Raw genomic sequence first — 17,825 nt, forward strand, 5'->3', positions numbered from 1 at the left:
TCCAATGATTTATGATGCGCTGATCGGTCCGTTCACCGAATTCGAGTTCATGCGGCGTGCGCTTGCCGCCGTGATCGCGCTGGCGCTCGCCGGTGCGCCGATCGGCGTCTTCCTGATGCTGCGGCGGATGAGCCTCGTCGGCGATGCCATGGCACACGCGATCCTGCCCGGCGCGGCCGTCGGCTTCCTGCTCTCCGGCCTCAATCTGTTCGCGATGACCGCCGGCGGCCTGATCGCCGGCTTTGCGGTCGCGATCCTCGCCGGCGTGGTCGCACGCTCGACCGGGCTGAAGGAGGATGCCTCGCTTGCGACCTTCTATCTGGCCTCGCTGGCGCTCGGCGTCACCATCGTCTCGATCAAAGGCACCAATATCGACCTGCTGCACGTGCTGTTCGGCAACATCCTCGCGATGGACGACCAGACGCTGCTGGTGGTCGCCTTCAACGCCACGGTGACGCTGCTGGTGCTCGCTGTGATCTACCGCCCGCTGGTGATCGAGAGCGTCGATCCATTGTTTCTACGAACCGTTAGCCGCGCCGGAGGGCCCGCGCATCTCGCCTTCCTCGCGCTGGTCGTCATCAATCTCGTCAACGGCTTTCAGGCGCTTGGTACCTTGCTGGCGGTGGGCCTGATGATCCTGCCAGCTGGTATTGCGCGGTTCTGGTCGCGCGACCTCACCGTGATGATCTGCATCGCCGTGGTCGCCGCCGCCGTCTCCGGATATGCCGGCCTCGTGTTGTCGTTCCAGACCCGCGTGCCGTCGGGGCCTGCGATCATCCTCGTGGCGAGCGTGCTCTACATCGTCTCCGTCCTGTTCGGCCGGGTCGGCGGCATCGTCCGGCAGCTGTTTCCCGGCCGGCATCTGGAAGCGTGACGATGCGGCGTATCCTGCTCTGTGCGCTCCTGCTGATCGCCTCGCCGCTGCACGCCGCGGAGCGGCTCAATGTGGTCGCGAGCTTCTCGATCCTCGGCGATTTCGTCCGCACCATTGGCGGCGACCGGGTCGATGTGACGACACTGGTCGGCGCCGACAGCGACGTCCATGTCTACACGCCCGCGCCAAGCGACGCGAAGCGGATTGCCGATGCGAAACTCGTCGTGGTCAACGGGCTCGGCCTCGAGGGCTGGCTGCCGCGGCTCGTGCAGTCCTCCGGCAGCAAAGCGCAGGTGATCACCGCGAGCGCTGGCATCGTACCGCTGAAACTCGGCTCGGCCGCTGATCCGCATGCCTGGCAGTCCGTCCCCAACGCCAGAGTCTATGTGACCGACATCGCCAACGCGCTGGCCGTGGCCGATCCCGACGATGCGGAGTTCTTCCGCGCCCAGGCTAGGGCCTATCTGGAAAAGCTCGAAACCCTCGACCGCGAGGTGCGTGAAGCCGTCGCAAAAATCCCGCCGGAGCGGCGCAAGGTCATCTCGACCCACGATGCCTTCGGCTATTTCGCCGCTGAATATGGCGTCCAGTTCATCGCCCCCTTGGGCGTCTCCACCGAAACCGAGCCCAGCGCGCGGGACATCGCCGGGATCATCGGCCAGATCAAGGCCCAGAAGATCCCGGCCGTCTTCCTGGAGAATATCAGCGACGACCGCCTGATCCGGCGGATCGCGGCCGAGACCGGGGCAAAAGTCGGCGGGACGCTGATTTCCGACGGTTTGACCGGCGAAAAGGGGCTTGCCCCCACTTACATTGATATGGTCAGGCACAATATAAAGGCCCTGACCAGCGCGCTTGACCACTAGGGCAGGGGGCCACCCCGCCTCGCGTCGCGCGGAAAAGCCCGATGTCGGAGTTGTTATGTCTGAAGCGTCCCAGAAAATTCCCGTGACCGTCCTGACCGGCTATCTCGGCGCCGGCAAGACCACGCTGTTGAACCGAATCCTGTCGGAAAACCACGGCAAAAAATACGCCGTCATCGTCAATGAGTTCGGCGAGATCGGCATCGACAACGACCTCATCATCGGCGCCGATGAGGAAGTGTTCGAGATGAACAACGGCTGCATTTGCTGCACGGTGCGCGGCGACCTCGTGCGCATCATGGAAGGCTTGATGAAGCGCAAGGGCAAGTTCGACGCCATCATCGTCGAGACCACCGGCCTTGCCGATCCGGCGCCGGTCGCCCAGACCTTCTTCGTCGACGAGGACGTGCAGAAGAATGCCCGGCTCGATGCCGTCGTGACGGTCGCCGACGCCAAATGGCTGTCCGACCGGCTCAAGGACGCGCCCGAAGCCAAGAACCAGATCGCCTTTGCCGACGTCATCGTGCTGAACAAGACCGATCTCGTCACCAAGGCGGAGCTTGCCGAGGTCGAAGCGCGCATCCGCGCCATCAACCCCTATGCGAAACTCCATCGCACTGAGCGCTGCTCGGTAGCCTTGGCCGATGTGCTTGATCGCGGCGCCTTCGATCTCGACCGCATCCTCGATATCGAGCCGGATTTTCTGGAGGTCGACGATCATGACCACGATCACGATCATCACGGCCACGACCATCATCACCACCATGATCACGGCCACGGCCTGAAGCATTATCACGACGAGGACATGCAGTCGCTGTCGCTCAAGACCGACAAGCCGCTCGACCCGAACGTGTTCATGCCCTGGCTCCAGAATCTGGTGCAGGTGGAGGGCGGCAAGATCCTGCGCTCCAAGGGCATCCTTGCCTTCCAGGACGATGACGACCGCTATGTCTTCCAGGGCGTTCACATGATGCTGGAAGGCGACCATCAGCGGAAATGGAAGGACGGCGAGCCGCGCCAGAGCCGCCTCGTCTTCATCGGCCGCGAATTGCCCGAAGAGCTCATTCGCACGGGCTTCGAGAGCTGCATCGTCTCGTGATGAAAGAGTTTACGCCGGCCCCCGATTCCGCCTCGATCGTCTCCGTCACCGACCGCGTCAAGCCGGTTGCGCTCGGCATGGGCGTGACCTCGGTGCATTTCCTTGGGCCCCGTGCCGCCTTCATCGGCGCCGAGGAGAACGTCGCATTCGTCGATGCCAAGGGTGAGATCACCACGGTCGCCGTGCACAGCGGCGGCATTCTCTCGACGGCCTCCGACGGCAAGCGTCTCGTCATGGGCGGCGACGACGGCAAGGTCGTCTCGCTCGACGCCAAGGGCGAGGTGACGCTGCTCGCGACCGATCCGAAGCGGCGCTGGATCGATGCGGTCGCGCTGCATCCCGACGGCGCCTTCGCCTGGTCGGCAGGCAAGACGGCAACCGTCAAGAGCGGCAAGACCGAGGAGAAATCGCTCGAGGTGCCCTCGACCGTCGGCGGGCTCGCGTTCGCCCCGAAGGGGCTGCGGGTCGCGATCGCGCATTACAACGGCGCGACGCTATGGTTTCCCAACATGGAAGGATCAGCCGAATTCCTGCCCTGGGCCGGTTCGCATCTCGGCGTCACCTTCAGCCCGGACAACAAATTCCTGGTCACCACCATGCACGAGGCGGCGCTGCACGGCTGGCGGCTCGCCGACAACCGGCACATGCGCATGACCGGCTATCCCGGCCGCGTCCGCTCGATGTCCTGGAGCGCCGGCGGCAAGGCGCTGGCGACCTCCGGCGCCGACACCGTGATCCTGTGGCCGTTTGCCAGCAAGGACGGCCCGATGGGCAAGGAGCCCGCGATGCTCGCGCCGCTCCAGGCGCGCGTGTCGGTGGTCGCTTGCCATCCGAAGAACGACATCTTCGCCGCCGGCTACAGCGACGGCACCGTGCTGATGGTGCGGATGGAAGACGGCGCGGAGATTCTGGTCCGCCGCAACGGCACTGCGCCGGTGGCCGCGCTCGCCTGGAATGCCAAGGGGACCACGCTTGCTTTTGCCGATGAAACGGGCGAGGCAGGGCTTCTCGACCTCTGAATAGCGTTCAAACCGTAGCGTGGGACCATGCGGTTTCTGACGACCTTCCAGCTCGCTGATTTCGCCGACACGCTGGTCAGCCTGTTCACGGCCTTCGTGCTGGGCACGCTGATCGGCGCCGAGCGGCAATACCGCCAGCGCACCGCCGGCCTGCGCACCAATGTGCTGGTTGCGGTCGGCGCCGCCGCCTTCGTCGATCTCGCCATGCACCTGACGGGCGCCGATGGGGCAGTCCGGGTGATCTCCTATGTCGTCTCCGGCATCGGCTTCCTCGGCGCCGGCGTCATCATGAAGCAGGGCATGGATGTGCGCGGGCTCAACACCGCAGCGACGCTGTGGGCCTCAGCCGCCGTCGGCTCCTGCGCCGGCGCCGACATGGTCGCGCAGGCAGCGGCGCTCACCGTGTTCGTCATCGCCGGCAATACGATGCTGCGCCCGCTGGTCAACGCCATCAACCGCATCCCGCTGAATGAGAAGACCTCGGAGGCGACCTACTACGTCAAGCTCGCGGTCGCGACCGACGCCTTGCCCGACATGCGTGACCGCCTCATCGACAAGCTCGAGGTCGCGAAATATCAGGTGGCCGATGTCGACGTCGTCGAGATCGGCGAGGACGTTCTGGAGATCGTCGCAAAGCTGGTTGCAACAGCGGTCGACCCGAACGAGCTCAACGCCGTGGCGACCGATCTTCAGCACCTGCCGGGCGTGCGCCACGCCACCTGGGAAGTCAGCACCACTGACTGAACGTGCCGTTTGGCACGCTGACACCAGTTCCCGGCTTGCCGGGCATGGAACCGCAGTCGGGGAACTTCGTTAATCCCTTGGACAAAGGCGGTGATCGATATGCCCGGCCAAAATGACAAGCGCAGACTGAAGCTCGATCTGACGATCGCGGGCTCGCTGTTCGCAGCAGGCATCGCGGTGTCAGTCATGTCGCTCGCACAAATCCGGGCCGAAAGCCGGACGGAGCTGGCGCAGGCGACACAGCCGCTCCAGGGCACGCCGTCCAATGATCAGGACAAGGTGCCGGCGGAAGCCAAGCCCGGCGGCGACCGGCCAACCACGCCGGCCCCCGAGCCGGCGCGCCCCGATCCGCAGACGCAAGGCGCGGCGACCAAGCCGGCACTCCCGGCGGCGCCGGCCGAGAAGATCGCGCCGGCGATCAGGGAGAAGTAGCAAGGTAGGCCCATGCTCGCGGCCACACCCTCGATGTCATCGTCCGCGTAAGCGGACGATCCAGTATCCACCAGCGCCTCAGTTCAATCACGACCGCCGGGCGTACTGGATGCCCCGCCTTCGCGGGGCATGACGGTGGTGTGTGGGATGAGGCGCGCCGCCCCGGGATGACGGGCGGAGAGAGCCGGACTCCCCCTCACCGCACCAGAACATTCCGGAACTGCCAGGGATCGCTCGTATCGATATCTTCCGGAAACAGTCCCGGACGATCCGTCAGTGGCGTCCAGTCGGTGTAGAAACCCTTCACCGGGCCGAGATACGGCAGCTGGATTTCCAGCAGACGATCGAAATCCATCTCGTCGGCTTCGACGATGCCTTCCTTCGGGTTTTCCAGCGCCCACACCATGCCGCCGAGCACGGCGGAGGTCACTTGCAGGCCGGTGGCGTTCTGATAGGGCGCGAGTTTGCGGGTCTCTTCGATCGAGAGCTGCGAGCCGTACCAATAGGCATTGTTGTCATGGCCGAACAGCAGCACGCCGAGTTCGTCGATGCCGTCGACGATTTCGTTCTCATCGAGGATGTGGTGCTTTTCCTGCATCTTCGCGGCGCGGCCGAACATTTCATGCAGCGACAGCACGGCATCGTCGGCCGGATGATAGGCATAGTGGCAGGTCGGCCGATAGACCGCCTTGCCCGATGCGTCATGCACCGTGAAATAGTCGGCGATCGAGATCGACTCGTTGTGGGTGACGAGGAAGCCGTACTGCGCACCGCGGGTCGGGCACCAGGTGCGCACGCGCGTATTGGCGCCGGGTTGCATCAGATAGATGGCGGCGCCGCAGCCGGCTTCGTGGGTATGCGCATTCTCAGGCATCCATTTTTCATGGGTGCCCCAACCGAGTTCGGACGGCTGCACGCCTTCCGACAGGAAGCCTTCCACCGACCAGGTGTTGACGAAGACGTCCGGCTCTTTCGGCGACTTGGAGCGCTGGGTGTCGCGCTCGGCGATGTGGATGCCCTTGATGCCGGCTTGCCGCATGAGATCCGCCCATTCGGCCTTGGTCTTCGGCTTGGGAGCATTGAGCTTCAGATCGGCGGCGACATTGAGCAGCGCCTGCTTGACGAAAAACGAGACCATGCCGGGATTGGCGCCACAGCAGGAAACGGCCGTGGTCGAGCCCGCGGGGCGCGCCTTTTTGGCGGCCAGCGTCACTTCGCGAAGAGCGTAGTTGGAGCGCGCTTCCGGGCCCTTCGACGAATCGAAATAGAAGCCGAGCCAGGGCTCGTTGACGGTGTCGATATAGAGAGCGCCGAGTTCGTTACAGAGCTCCATGATGTCGGTGGAGCCGGTATCGACCGAGAGATTGACGCAAAAACCCTGGCCGCCGCCTTCAGTGAGCAGCGGGGTCAGCAATTCGCGGTAATTGTCCTTGGTCACGCCCTTCTGGATGAAGCGTACATTGTGCTTCTCGCAATGCGCCTTGCGGCCCTCGTCCTTGGGATCGATCACGGTGACGCGCGACTTGTCGTAGTCGAGATGCCGCTCGATCATCGGCAACGTGCCTTTGCCGATAGAGCCGAAGCCGACCATGACGACGGGACCGGTGATCTTCGCGTAGATCTGCGAGGCGGGGCTCATGGGATGGATTCTCCGGAACGTGCTGGCGGACAAAGGGTGAGGGGTGGATCAGGCGCTGCGGCGCTTGGCGGTCGCTTCGATCTCGACCTTCATCTCGGGCTTGTAGAGCGCTGAGACGACGAGAAGCGTTGAGGCAGGGCGGATCTTGCCGAGGACCTCGCCGCAAACGGCGAAGTGCGCGTCTGCATCCTTGATGTCGGTGAGGTAGTAGGTCACGCGCACGATGTCGGCCATCTCGAATCCGCCCTCCTTCAGGGCGGCTTCGATGGTCTTGAAGCAGTTGCGTGACTGGCTGGTGACATCGGTCGGCATCGTCATCGTGGTGTAGTCATAGCCGGTGGTTCCCGCGACGAAGGCGAACTCGCCATCGATCACCGCGCGGCTGTAGCCGGCGGTCTTCTCGAACGGGGAGCCGGTGGAAATCAGGCGACGGGACATGGTCGAGGGCCTCCACTGAAGGGGGTGTTTGGCGGGTTAAAGGGCGTTTCTCAGGCCCGCGCAACCCTAAAGGAACGGGCACGCGCGAGCATCGCCGCGGAACGCGGCTTCGGTCGTCGCCATCATGGCTATCCCTTAGGCCGCGTGCGCTTGGAGGGTGCGAACTACCCTCCGTTTGGACAGGGCCGCACCGGTCGGGACGATCATCCCCTCGGCGCCATCCAGCGCACCGGCCTGAAACTCGACCGCCAGCAGACGGTCGCTCTCGAACGGGCCGGGCAGCAAGAGTTCGCCGGTTTTCTCGGCCGAGAAGCCGAAGCGGGCGTAGTAGGGGGCGTCGCCGAGCAGGATCACGGCGGCATGCCCGCGCGCCCGGGCGGCGGCCAGCGCTTGTTGCATCAGCGCGGCGCCGATCCCGAGCTCGCGGCAGGCAGGGTCCACCGCCAGCGGTCCGAGGACCAAAGCGGGCCTGCCTCCGGCACTGACGTGCCACAGCCGCACGGTTCCCACGAGTGTCCCCTCGCGCACTGCCGACAGAGCAAGGCCTGCGGCAGGTGCACGTCCGTCGCGCAGGCGCTGGCAGGTGCGGTCGTGGCGGTTCTCGCCAAAGCTTGCATCCAGCAGCGCTTCACGGTCGGCGACGTCGACAGCACGTTCCGCGCGGATCGCGAACGGAGCGGCATTCGAGTTGAGGGCGACTTGTGTCTTCCGAAGAGTAGTCATGGCGCGTCAGTCCCCGCTTGAGACCTGCGTGCGCGAAGCACGCCGGTCCAAGGCGTCGTCAGAAATCGAAATGTCAGGGAGGAGCCGGCAAGCCGGCTCCCGGGTTCGTCAGGCCTCCGAAGAGAGGCTGTTTAGATGTGGTACGTCTTCAGCGGTGGGATGCCGTTGAACGCCACCGCCGAGTAGGTCGACGTATAGGCCCCGGTGCCTTCAATCAGCAGCTTGTCGCCGATCTCGAGTGTCACCGGAAGCGGATACGGGTTCTTCTCGTACAGCACGTCGGCGCTATCGCAGGTGGGCCCAGCGAGCACGCACGGCGTCATGTCCGCCCCGTCATGCGGGGTACGGATGGCGTAACGGATCGACTCGTCCATGGTCTCGGCGAGACCGCCGAACTTGCCGATGTCCAGATAGACCCAGCGCACCTCGTCCTCGTCGCTCTTCTTCGAGATGAGCACGACTTCGGATTCGATGATGCCGGCGTTGCCCACCATGCCGCGACCCGGCTCGATGATGGTCTCCGGAATCTGGTTGCCGAAGTGCTTGCGCAGTGCGCGGAAGATCGAACGGCCGTAGGTGACGACCGGCGGCACGTCCTTGAGGTACTTGGTCGGGAAGCCGCCGCCCATGTTGACCATGGTCAGGTTGATGCCGCGCTCGGCGCAGTCGCGGAACACCTGCGAGGCCATCGCCAGCGCACGGTCCCACGCCTTCACCTTGCGCTGCTGCGAGCCGACATGGAAGGAGATGCCGCACGGCTCCAGGCCCAGGCGCTTGGCGACGTCGAGCACCTCGACGGCCATTTCCGGGTCGCAGCCGAACTTGCGCGACAGCGGCCACTCGGCGCCGGCGCAGTCATAGAGGATGCGGCAGAACACCTTCGCGCCGGGAGCGGCACGGGCGACCTTCTCGACCTCGGCGGCGCAATCGACCGCGAACAGCCGAATGCCGAGCGCGAAGGCGCGCGCGATGTCGCGCTCCTTCTTGATCGTGTTGCCGAAGGAGATGCGGTCGGGCGTCGCACCCGCGGCCAGCGCCATCTCGATCTCGGCGACGGTTGCGGTGTCGAAGCAGGAGCCCATGGACGCCAGCAGCGCCAGCACTTCCGGCGCCGGGTTCGCCTTGACGGCATAGAACACGCGGCTGTCGGGCAGCGCCTTGGCAAAGGTCTGGTAATTGTCGCGCACGACCTCGAGGTCGACGACGAGGCACGGCTCGGTGTCGAGGCCCTCGCTGCGGCGGTTGCGCAGGAATTCCTGAATACGTTCGGTCATAGCACTCTCCCAAACGGCCCAGCGACGGGGATCCGTTCAAAAAATGACGTCGGATAAGAGCGCTCCGGCCAGATCGCGCGATGGAGGCGCGACGAGCCAAAGACTCACATCAGACTGTGCTGCCGTGGATTGGTTGGGAATTTCCCGCCCGCACACCTGGCAATGAAGGACAAGCCTTTTCAGTAGCCCGCGCCGGCGTTGGACTGCCGGTAGAGACCAAAAAAGCCCGATCCGTCGTTGCTTTAAGTCGCGTCCCCCGTTGAGAGCGGGGTGCGCCGGTTCGCCTCCGGCTGCCAGTCACGGTTGCAAAGAGTGAAGTCACCTTCGACAAGGCATCTCTTGAGAGAGATGCTGGACGCTCCGGGTTTGCTTAGGTCTTGCGACTTCCGCACTTCCGAAGAGCCCCTCGGCTTCTTCACCCCTTGGCGGCTGTCCGGCCTCTTGTCCGGATACCTACCGACTGACACACGACCACAGGCACGTGCGAAATTGGGCAAGAGCGCACATAAGGCTTTTGACTCCGCTTCGCAAGATTTTTTTTAGGCTGAGAACAGAATTGCCTAACATCTGCTTGCGCAGTGTTGCGCGAGCGACGCGGAAGATGAACGCGCGTTAAGTTTTCTGGGTCGTGCGCGCGTCTCTCGCGCGCGAGGACGCGTCAACCGCGCTTCGTGAAGGGCTCGACGCGCTGAGCCGCGCGGATGAAGGCGGTCATCACCAGCACGCCGAGTGCGAACAGCACGGCCTGGAGGATGTGCGCGCCCTGGTCACCAAGCCCGAACAGAATCGCGAGCGCCCAGCCGCCGGCAAATGCTGCGCCGAACACCTCGGCGCCGATCAGAATAGCGGCGCTGATGACGGTGATGACGCTCGGCCAGACGATCTGACGGGAAGACGAGGAGGGCGCGTTCATGGGCTTAAGGGGTCCGTGGCTTCGAGGGCCGCAATCTCCCCGAAAAGGCGGGCGGGAGCAAGGCCAAATGGCCCAAAAAAGCCCCATCACGTGCTATAGCTGGCTGCAACAAACCAGCTCAAAAATCGGGACTTGTGATGTCAGAACCCCGCCAAACTACGGACTCCGAGGCCAACCCGCTGCTGAAGGCCTGGGTGACGCCGTTTGCGACCCCGCCCTTCGACGAGATCATGCCGGAGCACTTCCTGCCGGCCTTCGAGCAGGCCTTCGCCGACCATTCCGGTGAGATCGCGGCCATCACCAATGATCCGGCCGCGCCCGACTTCGCCAACACCATCACGGCGCTCGAGCGCTCCGGCAAGCTGCTGAACAAGGTCGCGTCTGTCTTCTACGACCTAGTCTCGGCGCATTCCAACCCGGCCATCCTGGAGATCGACAAGGACGTTTCCTTGCGGATGGCGCGGCACTGGAATCCGATCACGATGAACGCCGTGCTGTTTGGCCGCATCGCCCAGCTGCACGAGAATCGCGCCAATCTCGGCCTCGACCCCGAGCAGCTCCGCCTGCTGGAGCGCACCTACACCCGCTTCCACCGCTCCGGCGCCGGCCTGTCCGAACAGGCCAAGGCGCGCATGGCCGAGATCAACGAGAAGCTCGCCCAGCTCGGCACCGGCTTCAGCCATCATCTGCTCGGCGACGAGCAGGACTGGTTCATGGAGCTCGGCGAGGCCGACCGTCAGGGCCTGCCCGAGAGTTTCGTCGCTGCCGCCAAGGCCGCGGCAGAAGAGCGCGGCATGGCCGGCAAGGCCATCGTGACGCTGTCGCGCTCCTCGACCGAGCCGTTCCTGAAGAGCTCGGCGCGGCGCGACCTGCGCGAGAAGGTCTACAAGGCTTTTACGGCGCGCGGCGACAACGGCAATGGCAACGACAACAACGCGACCATCGTCGAGATCCTGAAGCTGCGGGAGGAGAGCGCCCAGCTGCTGGGCTATCCGACCTTCGCCGCCTACCGGCTCGAGGATTCCATGGCCAAGACCCCGGATGCCGTGCGCGGCCTCTTGGAGCGGGTCTGGAAGCCGGCCCGCGCCCGGGCGCTGTCCGATCGCGACGAGATGCAGATGCTGATCACGGCGGAGGGCGGCAATTTCAAGCTGGCACCCTGGGACTGGCGCTTCTACGCCGAAAAGCTCCGGCTTCAGCGCGCCAATTTCGACGATTCCGCGATCAAGCCGTACTTGACGCTCGACCACATGATCGCCGCCGCCTTCGACTGCGCCACGCGGCTGTTCGGCATCACCTTCGCGGAGCGCAAGGATGTTCCGGCCTGGCACCCCGACGTCCGTGTTTGGGAAGTGAAAGGTCCGGACGGCAAGCACAAGGCGCTGTTCTACGGCGACTACTATGCCCGGTCGTCAAAGCGCTCCGGCGCCTGGATGACCTCGCTGCGCGACCAGCAGAAGCTCGACGGCGAGGTCGCGCCCTTGATCATCAATGTCTGCAACTTCGCCAAGGGCGCCGACGGTGAGCCCTCGCTGCTGTCACCCGACGATGCCCGCACGTTGTTCCACGAATTCGGCCACGGCCTGCATGGCATGCTCTCCAACGTGACCTATCCGTCGCTGTCGGGCACCTCCGTGTTCACCGACTTCGTCGAGCTGCCCTCCCAGCTCTTCGAGCATTGGCAGGAGCGGCCCGAGGTGCTCCAGCAGTTCGCCCGCCATTACCAGACCGGCGAGCCCTTGCCCGATGACCTCTTGCAACGCTTCCTCGCCGCGCGAAAATTCAACCAGGGTTTTGCCACCGTCGAGTTCGTTTCCTCGGCGCTGATCGACCTCGAATTCCACACCCAGCCGGCATCAAGCGCGCGGGATGTGCGCGCCTTCGAGAAGAGGGAGCTGGAGAAGATCGGCATGCCCGAGGAGATCGCGCTGCGCCACCGGCCCACGCAATTTGGCCACATCTTCTCCGGCGACCATTATGCCGCCGGCTATTACAGCTACATGTGGTCGGAGGTGATGGACGCCGACGCCTTCGGCGCGTTCGAGGAGGCCGGCAACATCTTCGATCCGGCGGTCGCCAAGCGCCTGCACGACGACATCTATTCCAGCGGCGGATCGGTCGATCCGGAAGCCGCCTACGAGGCGTTCCGCGGCCGACCGCCGGAGCCCGACGCGCTGCTCCGCCGCCGCGGCCTGCTCGACGCCGCCAAGGCGGCCTGATGAGCATGCGTGCCCTTTTCGGGCTGCTGTTGGCCGCCGTGCTGATGCTCGCAGCCGGTGCGGCGAGCGCGCATCCGCATGTCTGGATCACCGCGACCAGCGAGTTGCTTTACGACGCGGACGGCTCGATCACCGGCGTCCGCCACGCCTGGACCTTCGACGACATGTTCTCGGCCTATGCCGTGCAGGGGCTCGAGGCCAAGAAGAAGGGGGCCTATACGCGCGAGGAGCTGGGGCCGCTGGCGCAGACCAATGTCGAGTCGCTGAAGGAATATGCCTACTTCACCTTTGCGCGAGCCGACGGCAAGAAGGAGCGCTTTAACGAGCCGGTCGACTATTATCTCGACTACAAGGATGCGGTGCTGACCCTGCACTTCACCTTGCCGCTGAAGACCCCGCTCAAGCCGAAGCAACTGATGCTGGAAGTATTCGACCGCTCCTTCTTCATCGACTTCCAGATGGCCAAGGACAATCCGGTCAAGCTGGTCGGCGCGCCCGCCGGCTGCCAGATGAAGCTGGAGCGCCCGAACGACGGCACCGCGACGGCGCAGAAGCTCAACGAGCAGACCTTCATGGATGGCCCGAACGCCAATTTCGGCATGATGTTCGCCAACAAGATCACGGTGGATTGCCCTTGAAGCCGCAACTCTCCCCATTCGCGCGCGGGTTGTTCGCCTGCGCTGCCGTTGTTCTCGTCGTGGGCGTGGCCGATGCCGCGTTTCACGATCTCCTGGCGCAAAATCCGTTCGGCGCGCCGCGGCCGGCGCAGGCTGCCGAGCCCGAGGCCAGCGGCATCATCGGCTGGCTCTTGGCGAAGCAGTCGGAATTCTATCGCCAGATGTCCGCGACCATCCGCGCGGCGAAGACCGACGGCTCGGCGGTGTGGACGCTGCTCTTCATTTCCTTTGCCTACGGTATCTTCCATGCCGCCGGCCCCGGCCACGGCAAGGCGGTGATTGCCTCCTATCTCGTCGCCAACCGCGAGACCGCACGGCGCGGCATCGCGCTGTCGTTTGCCTCGGCGCTGATGCAGTCGCTGGTCGCGATCCTCATCGTCGGCATCTCGGCCTGGGTGCTGAACGCGACCGCGAAGACCATGTGCAAGGCGGAAGGCGCGATCGAGATCGCGAGCTATGGCCTGATCGCGCTGTTTGGCCTGCGGCTGGTCTGGGTCAAGGGCGGCGCCTTCATCCGCGCGCTCCAGGCCGCCCAGCCGATGCCGGCGATCGCGGGCGTGCCGCACGACCATCACGATCATGGCCATCACCATCATCATGATGCGCATGATCATCATGACCACGATCACGGCCATGATCACAGTCACGCCCACGCCCACCACGCGCATGACCACGTCCATGATGAGCATTGCGGCCATTCCCACGGGCCCATGCCGAGCGAGCTTGCCGGCCCCGGCGGCTGGCGGCGCGGATTTGCCGCGATCCTCACCGTTGGCATCCGCCCCTGTTCGGGCGCGATCCTGGTGCTGGTGTTCGCGCTCGCGCAGGGCCTGTTCTGGGCCGGCGTTGCCGCGACCTTCCTGATGGGGCTCGGCACCGCGATTACGGTTGCGGCCATCGCCGTCATCGCAGTCTCCGCCAAGGACATCGCTGGCCGCCTGAGCGGAGCTCGCGACGGCGGCGGCGCGCTGTTCATGCGCGGCATCGAATTCGGCGCCGCTGGCCTGGTGCTGCTGTTCGGCGCGGGCCTGCTGCTCGGCTATATCGCGGCCGAGCGGACGACGTGTTTTTGAGGTGAGCCCTAGTAGCCCGGATGGAGCGCAGCGTAATCCGGGGCCGCTGCGTCCGCGGATGAGACGGTCCCCGGATTACGCTTCGCTCCATCCGGGCTACAACTCACCGAGCCTCACACCGGCAGAAACCGCTTCAACAGCGGCATGAAGAAAATCCCGAGATTGAGCGCAAAGCCGATGCTCCAGAGGATGGAGCGCAGCGTCGGGCGATTGCCGAGATAGGTCAGCACATAGGCGATCCGCACGATCAGGAACAGCACGGCGAGCTCGTCGATCAGCCGCTGCGGTGAATCCCTGAATTCGGCAAGCAGCACCGCGAAGGCGAAGAACGGAAAGGTCTCGATGCCGTTCTGGTGCGCGCCGAGCGCGCGCTGCGCGATGGCTTCCTCATAGAAGGCGGGGTCGCGCGGCCGGGAATTGTCGAAGCCACGAAACCTGATCCATTTGATCGAGGCAATCGTCAAGAGATAGAGCAGCAGCGCCCCGAATACGCACCATTCCGCCAGCGTCATGGTTCCTCCCCCTCCGCGCCGACCCTAGCGAAACCGGCCCAATCTTGACAAGTTCGGAGCAACGCGCGACGCAACGAGCCATGACGACGACTGTCCCCATCCAGACCGCGAAACCGGCCGCCCAATCCGGCCAGCCGCGCGTCGGCGTACTGCTGGTCAATCTCGGCACGCCCGATACCGCCGACGCCCCGGGCGTGCGGGTTTACCTGAAGGAATTCCTGTCGGACCCCCGCGTCATCGAGGACCAGGGCCTGATCTGGCAGCTGGTGCTGAACGGCATCATCCTGCGCAGCCGTCCCCGCACCAAGGCGCTCGACTATCAAAAGATCTGGAACACCGAGAAGAACGAGTCGCCGCTGAAAACCATCACGCGGTCGCAAGCCGCAAAGCTCGCCGCCGCGCTGTCGGACCGCGACCATGTGGTGGTGGATTGGGCGATGCGCTACGGCAATCCTTCGATCAAGTCGGGCATCGACGCGCTGATCGCCGGGGGATGCGAACGCATCCTCGCCGTGCCGCTTTATCCGCAATATTCCGCTCCGACTTCGGCCACCGTCTGTGACGAAGTGTTTCGCGTGCTCGCCCGCCTGCGCAACCAGCCGACGTTGCGGGTGACGCCGCCTTATTATGAGGACGAGGCCTATATCGAGGCGCTCGCCGTCTCGATCGAGACGCATCTCGCGACGCTGCCGTTCACACCGGAGCTGATCGTCGCCTCCTTCCACGGCATGCCGAAATCCTATGTCGACCAGGGCGATCCTTATCAGGGCCACTGTGTCGCCACCACCGAGGCGCTGCGCCGTCGGCTCGGAATGGATGCGACAAAGCTGTTGCTGACGTTCCAGTCGCGCTTCGGCAATGACGAGTGGCTCCAGCCCTACACCGACAAGACGATGGAGCGCCTGGCCAAGGAAGGCGTGCGCCGCATCGCGGTGGTGACGCCGGGCTTTTCCGCCGATTGCCTGGAGACGCTGGAGGAGATCGCGCAGGAGAACGCCGAGATCTTCAAGCATAATGGCGGAGAGCAGTTTTCCGCGATCCCCTGCCTTAATGACAGCGAGCCGGGCATGGACGTGATCCGCACCCTGGTGCTGCGCGAGCTTCAGGGCTGGATCTGATGGGTGCCCGATGAATCGCCGCGAACTCCTGGCGCTTCTTGGGACGATCACGGCGCTGCCGCACTCGGCCCTCGCGCAGCAGTCGAACGCGACGCGCCGGCTCGGCGTGCTCTCGGTCACCGCCGATGAGGTGATCTCGCAGACCCGCCTGGCCGAGGCGCTCGCCGCCCATGGCTGGAAAGAGCGAGACAATCTGAAGGTCGACTGGCGCAGCAGCGCCGGCGACCGCGCGCCCCTCGCCCGGCTTGCCGACGAGCTGATCGCGCTCAAGCCAGACATTTTGCTCGCGATCGGCACGCCGTCGGTCGACGAATTGTGCCAGCGCACCGCGACGATTCCGATCGTGTTCGCCGTCATCACCGATCCCGTCAGCCAGGGTTTTGTCAAAAACCTTGCGCATCCCGGCGGCAACATCACCGGCTTCACTGATTATGACGGCCCGCTCGCCGGCAAATGGCTGGAGATGCTGACGCAGATCACGCCGCCCGTCCGCCGCGTCTTCGTCGTCTACAATCCTGCCACCGCGCCGTTCGCCCCCCTCATGCTGCGCACGATCGAGGACGCCGCGCGGACGCTTGGCGTGACGGTCGAGCCCGCGCCGGTGCACGATGCCGCCTCGATCGCGGCGCTGGCCTCGCGAAAAGATGGCAGCCTGCTGGTGCTGCCAGACTTTTTCACCATGGCCAATCGCGCGCATCTGCTGGCGGTCATCCATGAGGCGCGCCTGCCGGCGATGTTCTGGAGCCGCACCTTCGTCGACGAGGGCGGCCTGATGTCCTACAGCACCGACACCGCCGAGCAGCTGCGCCGCGCCGCGTCCTATATCGATCGCATCCTGAGGGGCGCGCAGGCAGCCGACCTCCCGGTCCAGAACCCGACCAAGTTCGAGCTCGCGATCAACCTGAAGACGGCCAAAGCGATTGGCGTCACGATTCCCGCAAGCCTGCTCGCAACCGCGAACGACGTCATCGAATAGGGCCGTCCGTATCGGGCGGCATGACTGGATGTGTTAATTTTTGCCGGTAGGTTTGCGCCGGCATGCTTTCAAGAGCCGTTCGCAAATACATAATCGTGACCGTTCCTTGCCGTAGCTCTTGTGCGGAATCGAGCAAATGCCGACGTTACGCGCGACCGCTGAACCGGTAGGGTCGCGATCCCGACCAATGACAGCGCGGGAAGGGTCTTTTCCCGCCTTGGAGGACATATGAGCGGTTTCGATATTTTCGCGATTGTGCTGGTGCTGCTCGTCATCATCACGCTGTTCGCCGGCGTGAAGACGGTGCCGCAGGGGTTTGACTGGACCATCGAGCGGTTCGGAAAATACACCCGCACGCTGGCGCCAGGACTGAACCTGATCGTTCCCTATTTCGATCGGGTCGGGCGCAAGATGAACATGATGGAGCAGGTGATCAACATTCCCGAGCAGGAGGTGATCACCAAGGACAACGCGACCGTGACAGTCGACGGCGTCGCCTTCTTTCAGGTGTTCGACGCCGCCAAGGCGAGCTACGAGGTCTCCAATCTCACCCAGGCGATCATCGTGCTGACCATGACCAACATCCGTTCGGTGATGGGCTCCATGGACCTCGACCAGGTGCTGTCGCATCGCGACGAGATCAACGAGCGCCTGCTGCGCGTGGTCGATGCCGCGGTCTCGCCCTGGGGCTTGAAGGTCAACCGCATCGAGATCAAGGACATCGTGCCGCCCGCCGACCTGGTCGAGGCGATGGGTCGGCAGATGAAGGCGGAGCGCGTCAAGCGCGCCGACATTCTCCAGGCCGAAGGCCAGCGCCAGTCGGAAATCCTGCGTGCCGAGGGCGCCAAGCAGGGCCAGATCCTTCAGGCCGAAGGCCGCAAGGAAGCTGCCTTCCGCGACGCCGAGGCCCGCGAACGTTCCGCGGAGGCCGAGGCCAAGGCAACCCAGATGGTCAGCGAGGCCATCGCCAAGGGCGATGTGGCCGCGCTGAACTACTTCATCGCCGACAAATACATCAAGGCGTTCGGCCAGTTCGCGGACTCGCCGAACCAGAAGATCATCATGCTGCCGATCGAGGCCGTGAGCTTGCTGGGCTCGCTCGCCGGCATCGGCGAGATCGCCAAGGCGACGTTCGGTGAAAGTGCTGCGTCCGCGGTTGCCGCGGCGCGCCGCGGCTCGGTGCCGCCGGTCGGCGGCGCGCCACCGTCGGTGCCGCCGCAGTGAGGTTCTTC

Annotated in this window: 18 protein-coding genes; 12 read left to right on the forward strand and 6 right to left on the reverse strand. The window is 64.6% G+C overall.

Annotated features, from left to right (window positions below):
- The first annotated feature begins 4 nt into the window (after positions 1 to 4).
- The 6 genes from UB31_RS14345 (at position 5) to UB31_RS42160 (ending at position 5,031) form a co-directional block, all read left to right on the forward strand.
- On the forward strand, positions 5 to 874 hold the full coding sequence (locus tag UB31_RS14345; protein WP_045004068.1) for a metal ABC transporter permease: 870 nt from the start codon (positions 5 to 7) through the stop codon (positions 872 to 874).
- Between the two features lie 2 nt (positions 875 to 876).
- Complete coding sequence (locus UB31_RS14350) at positions 877 to 1,740, forward strand: metal ABC transporter substrate-binding protein (protein ID WP_045011277.1); 864 nt, start codon at positions 877 to 879, stop codon at positions 1,738 to 1,740.
- A 55-nt stretch (positions 1,741 to 1,795) separates the two neighbouring features.
- Entirely contained in the window at positions 1,796 to 2,836 is a 1,041-nt protein-coding gene (locus UB31_RS14355; protein WP_045004065.1) for a CobW family GTP-binding protein, read from the forward strand.
- Positions 2,836 to 3,855, forward strand: a complete 1,020-nt coding sequence (locus UB31_RS14360; RefSeq protein WP_045011278.1) for a WD40 repeat domain-containing protein — start codon at positions 2,836 to 2,838, stop codon at positions 3,853 to 3,855. Before UB31_RS14355 ends, UB31_RS14360 begins: the two co-directional genes overlap by 1 nt.
- A gap of 27 nt (positions 3,856 to 3,882) precedes the next feature.
- Positions 3,883 to 4,599, forward strand: coding sequence for an MgtC/SapB family protein (locus UB31_RS14365; RefSeq protein ID WP_045011279.1), 717 nt, complete (start codon positions 3,883 to 3,885; stop codon positions 4,597 to 4,599).
- Positions 4,600 to 4,698: 99 nt separating this feature from the next.
- Complete coding sequence (locus UB31_RS42160) at positions 4,699 to 5,031, forward strand: hypothetical protein (RefSeq protein ID WP_045004258.1); 333 nt, start codon at positions 4,699 to 4,701, stop codon at positions 5,029 to 5,031.
- A 196-nt stretch (positions 5,032 to 5,227) separates the two neighbouring features.
- Here the strand turns inward: UB31_RS42160 and UB31_RS14375 are convergent, their stop codons facing one another.
- From UB31_RS14375 to UB31_RS14395, 5 genes are all read right to left on the reverse strand, one after another.
- Positions 5,228 to 6,670 (reverse strand): homospermidine synthase, encoded by a 1,443-nt coding sequence (locus UB31_RS14375; RefSeq protein WP_045011280.1) that lies wholly within the window; start codon positions 6,668 to 6,670, stop codon positions 5,228 to 5,230.
- A gap of 48 nt (positions 6,671 to 6,718) precedes the next feature.
- Positions 6,719 to 7,108, reverse strand: coding sequence for a RidA family protein (locus UB31_RS14380; protein WP_045011281.1), 390 nt, complete (start codon positions 7,106 to 7,108; stop codon positions 6,719 to 6,721).
- 135 nt (positions 7,109 to 7,243) lie between these two features.
- Positions 7,244 to 7,831 carry a GNAT family N-acetyltransferase gene (locus UB31_RS14385; RefSeq protein WP_045004056.1) on the reverse strand — a complete coding sequence of 196 codons (588 nt, stop codon included), beginning with the start codon at positions 7,829 to 7,831 and terminating at the stop codon, positions 7,244 to 7,246.
- A gap of 131 nt (positions 7,832 to 7,962) precedes the next feature.
- Complete coding sequence (locus tag UB31_RS14390) at positions 7,963 to 9,105, reverse strand: type III PLP-dependent enzyme (protein WP_045004055.1); 1,143 nt, start codon at positions 9,103 to 9,105, stop codon at positions 7,963 to 7,965.
- A 658-nt stretch (positions 9,106 to 9,763) separates the two neighbouring features.
- Positions 9,764 to 10,018: a hypothetical protein gene (locus UB31_RS14395; RefSeq protein ID WP_045004054.1), complete on the reverse strand. Its 255-nt coding sequence runs from the start codon at positions 10,016 to 10,018 to the stop codon at positions 9,764 to 9,766.
- A 137-nt stretch (positions 10,019 to 10,155) separates the two neighbouring features.
- Here UB31_RS14395 and UB31_RS14400 point away from each other — a divergent pair, with 137 nt between their 5' ends.
- Genes UB31_RS14400 through UB31_RS14410 form a run of 3 tightly spaced genes read left to right on the forward strand, consistent with a single transcriptional unit; the run spans position 10,156 to position 13,987 of the window.
- Positions 10,156 to 12,237 (forward strand): M3 family metallopeptidase, encoded by a 2,082-nt coding sequence (locus UB31_RS14400; RefSeq protein WP_045011282.1) that lies wholly within the window; start codon positions 10,156 to 10,158, stop codon positions 12,235 to 12,237.
- Positions 12,237 to 12,875: a DUF1007 family protein gene (locus tag UB31_RS14405; RefSeq protein WP_045011283.1), complete on the forward strand. Its 639-nt coding sequence runs from the start codon at positions 12,237 to 12,239 to the stop codon at positions 12,873 to 12,875. Before UB31_RS14400 ends, UB31_RS14405 begins: the two co-directional genes overlap by 1 nt.
- Positions 12,872 to 13,987 (forward strand): nickel/cobalt transporter, encoded by a 1,116-nt coding sequence (locus tag UB31_RS14410; RefSeq protein ID WP_197090816.1) that lies wholly within the window; start codon positions 12,872 to 12,874, stop codon positions 13,985 to 13,987. The genes UB31_RS14405 and UB31_RS14410 overlap by 4 nt, the downstream gene beginning before the upstream one ends.
- A gap of 113 nt (positions 13,988 to 14,100) precedes the next feature.
- Here UB31_RS14410 and UB31_RS14415 read toward each other — a convergent pair whose 3' ends face one another.
- Positions 14,101 to 14,499, reverse strand: coding sequence for an MAPEG family protein (locus UB31_RS14415; RefSeq protein WP_045004049.1), 399 nt, complete (start codon positions 14,497 to 14,499; stop codon positions 14,101 to 14,103).
- Positions 14,500 to 14,579: 80 nt separating this feature from the next.
- Here UB31_RS14415 and hemH point away from each other — a divergent pair, with 80 nt between their 5' ends.
- The 3 genes from hemH (at position 14,580) to UB31_RS14430 (ending at position 17,817) form a co-directional block, all read left to right on the forward strand.
- Positions 14,580 to 15,617: a ferrochelatase gene (hemH, locus tag UB31_RS14420; protein WP_045011285.1), complete on the forward strand. Its 1,038-nt coding sequence runs from the start codon at positions 14,580 to 14,582 to the stop codon at positions 15,615 to 15,617.
- 10 nt (positions 15,618 to 15,627) lie between these two features.
- Positions 15,628 to 16,593, forward strand: a complete 966-nt coding sequence (locus tag UB31_RS14425) for an ABC transporter substrate-binding protein (protein WP_045011286.1) — start codon at positions 15,628 to 15,630, stop codon at positions 16,591 to 16,593.
- 228 nt (positions 16,594 to 16,821) lie between these two features.
- Complete coding sequence (locus UB31_RS14430; RefSeq protein WP_045011287.1) at positions 16,822 to 17,817, forward strand: SPFH domain-containing protein; 996 nt, start codon at positions 16,822 to 16,824, stop codon at positions 17,815 to 17,817.
- Positions 17,818 to 17,825 lie beyond the last annotated feature (8 nt).

The sequence above is a fragment of the Bradyrhizobium sp. LTSP849 genome (assembly GCF_000938255.1).
Classification (GTDB): Bacteria; Pseudomonadota; Alphaproteobacteria; order Rhizobiales; family Xanthobacteraceae; genus Bradyrhizobium.

Bases quoted from the DNA above. Each gene is read 5' to 3' on its own strand.
- UB31_RS14415 (WP_045004049.1), bottom strand. From the start codon at position 14,499: ATGACGCTGGCGGAATGGTGCGTATTCGGGGCGCTGCTGCTCTATCTC.
- UB31_RS14425 (WP_045011286.1), top strand. From the start codon at position 15,628: ATGAATCGCCGCGAACTCCTGGCGCTTCTTGGGACGATCACGGCGCTG.
- UB31_RS14395 (WP_045004054.1), bottom strand. From the start codon at position 10,018: ATGAACGCGCCCTCCTCGTCTTCCCGTCAGATCGTCTGGCCGAGCGTC.
- UB31_RS14390 (WP_045004055.1), bottom strand. From the start codon at position 9,105: ATGACCGAACGTATTCAGGAATTCCTGCGCAACCGCCGCAGCGAGGGC.
- UB31_RS14350 (WP_045011277.1), top strand. From the start codon at position 877: ATGCGGCGTATCCTGCTCTGTGCGCTCCTGCTGATCGCCTCGCCGCTG.
- UB31_RS14360 (WP_045011278.1), top strand. From the start codon at position 2,836: ATGAAAGAGTTTACGCCGGCCCCCGATTCCGCCTCGATCGTCTCCGTC.
- UB31_RS14380 (WP_045011281.1), bottom strand. From the start codon at position 7,108: ATGTCCCGTCGCCTGATTTCCACCGGCTCCCCGTTCGAGAAGACCGCC.
- UB31_RS14430 (WP_045011287.1), top strand. From the start codon at position 16,822: ATGAGCGGTTTCGATATTTTCGCGATTGTGCTGGTGCTGCTCGTCATC.
- UB31_RS14400 (WP_045011282.1), top strand. From the start codon at position 10,156: ATGTCAGAACCCCGCCAAACTACGGACTCCGAGGCCAACCCGCTGCTG.
- UB31_RS42160 (WP_045004258.1), top strand. From the start codon at position 4,699: ATGCCCGGCCAAAATGACAAGCGCAGACTGAAGCTCGATCTGACGATC.
- UB31_RS14405 (WP_045011283.1), top strand. From the start codon at position 12,237: ATGAGCATGCGTGCCCTTTTCGGGCTGCTGTTGGCCGCCGTGCTGATG.
- UB31_RS14365 (WP_045011279.1), top strand. From the start codon at position 3,883: ATGCGGTTTCTGACGACCTTCCAGCTCGCTGATTTCGCCGACACGCTG.
- hemH (WP_045011285.1), top strand. From the start codon at position 14,580: ATGACGACGACTGTCCCCATCCAGACCGCGAAACCGGCCGCCCAATCC.
- UB31_RS14355 (WP_045004065.1), top strand. From the start codon at position 1,796: ATGTCTGAAGCGTCCCAGAAAATTCCCGTGACCGTCCTGACCGGCTAT.
- UB31_RS14385 (WP_045004056.1), bottom strand. From the start codon at position 7,831: ATGACTACTCTTCGGAAGACACAAGTCGCCCTCAACTCGAATGCCGCT.
- UB31_RS14375 (WP_045011280.1), bottom strand. From the start codon at position 6,670: ATGAGCCCCGCCTCGCAGATCTACGCGAAGATCACCGGTCCCGTCGTC.
- UB31_RS14345 (WP_045004068.1), top strand. From the start codon at position 5: ATGATTTATGATGCGCTGATCGGTCCGTTCACCGAATTCGAGTTCATG.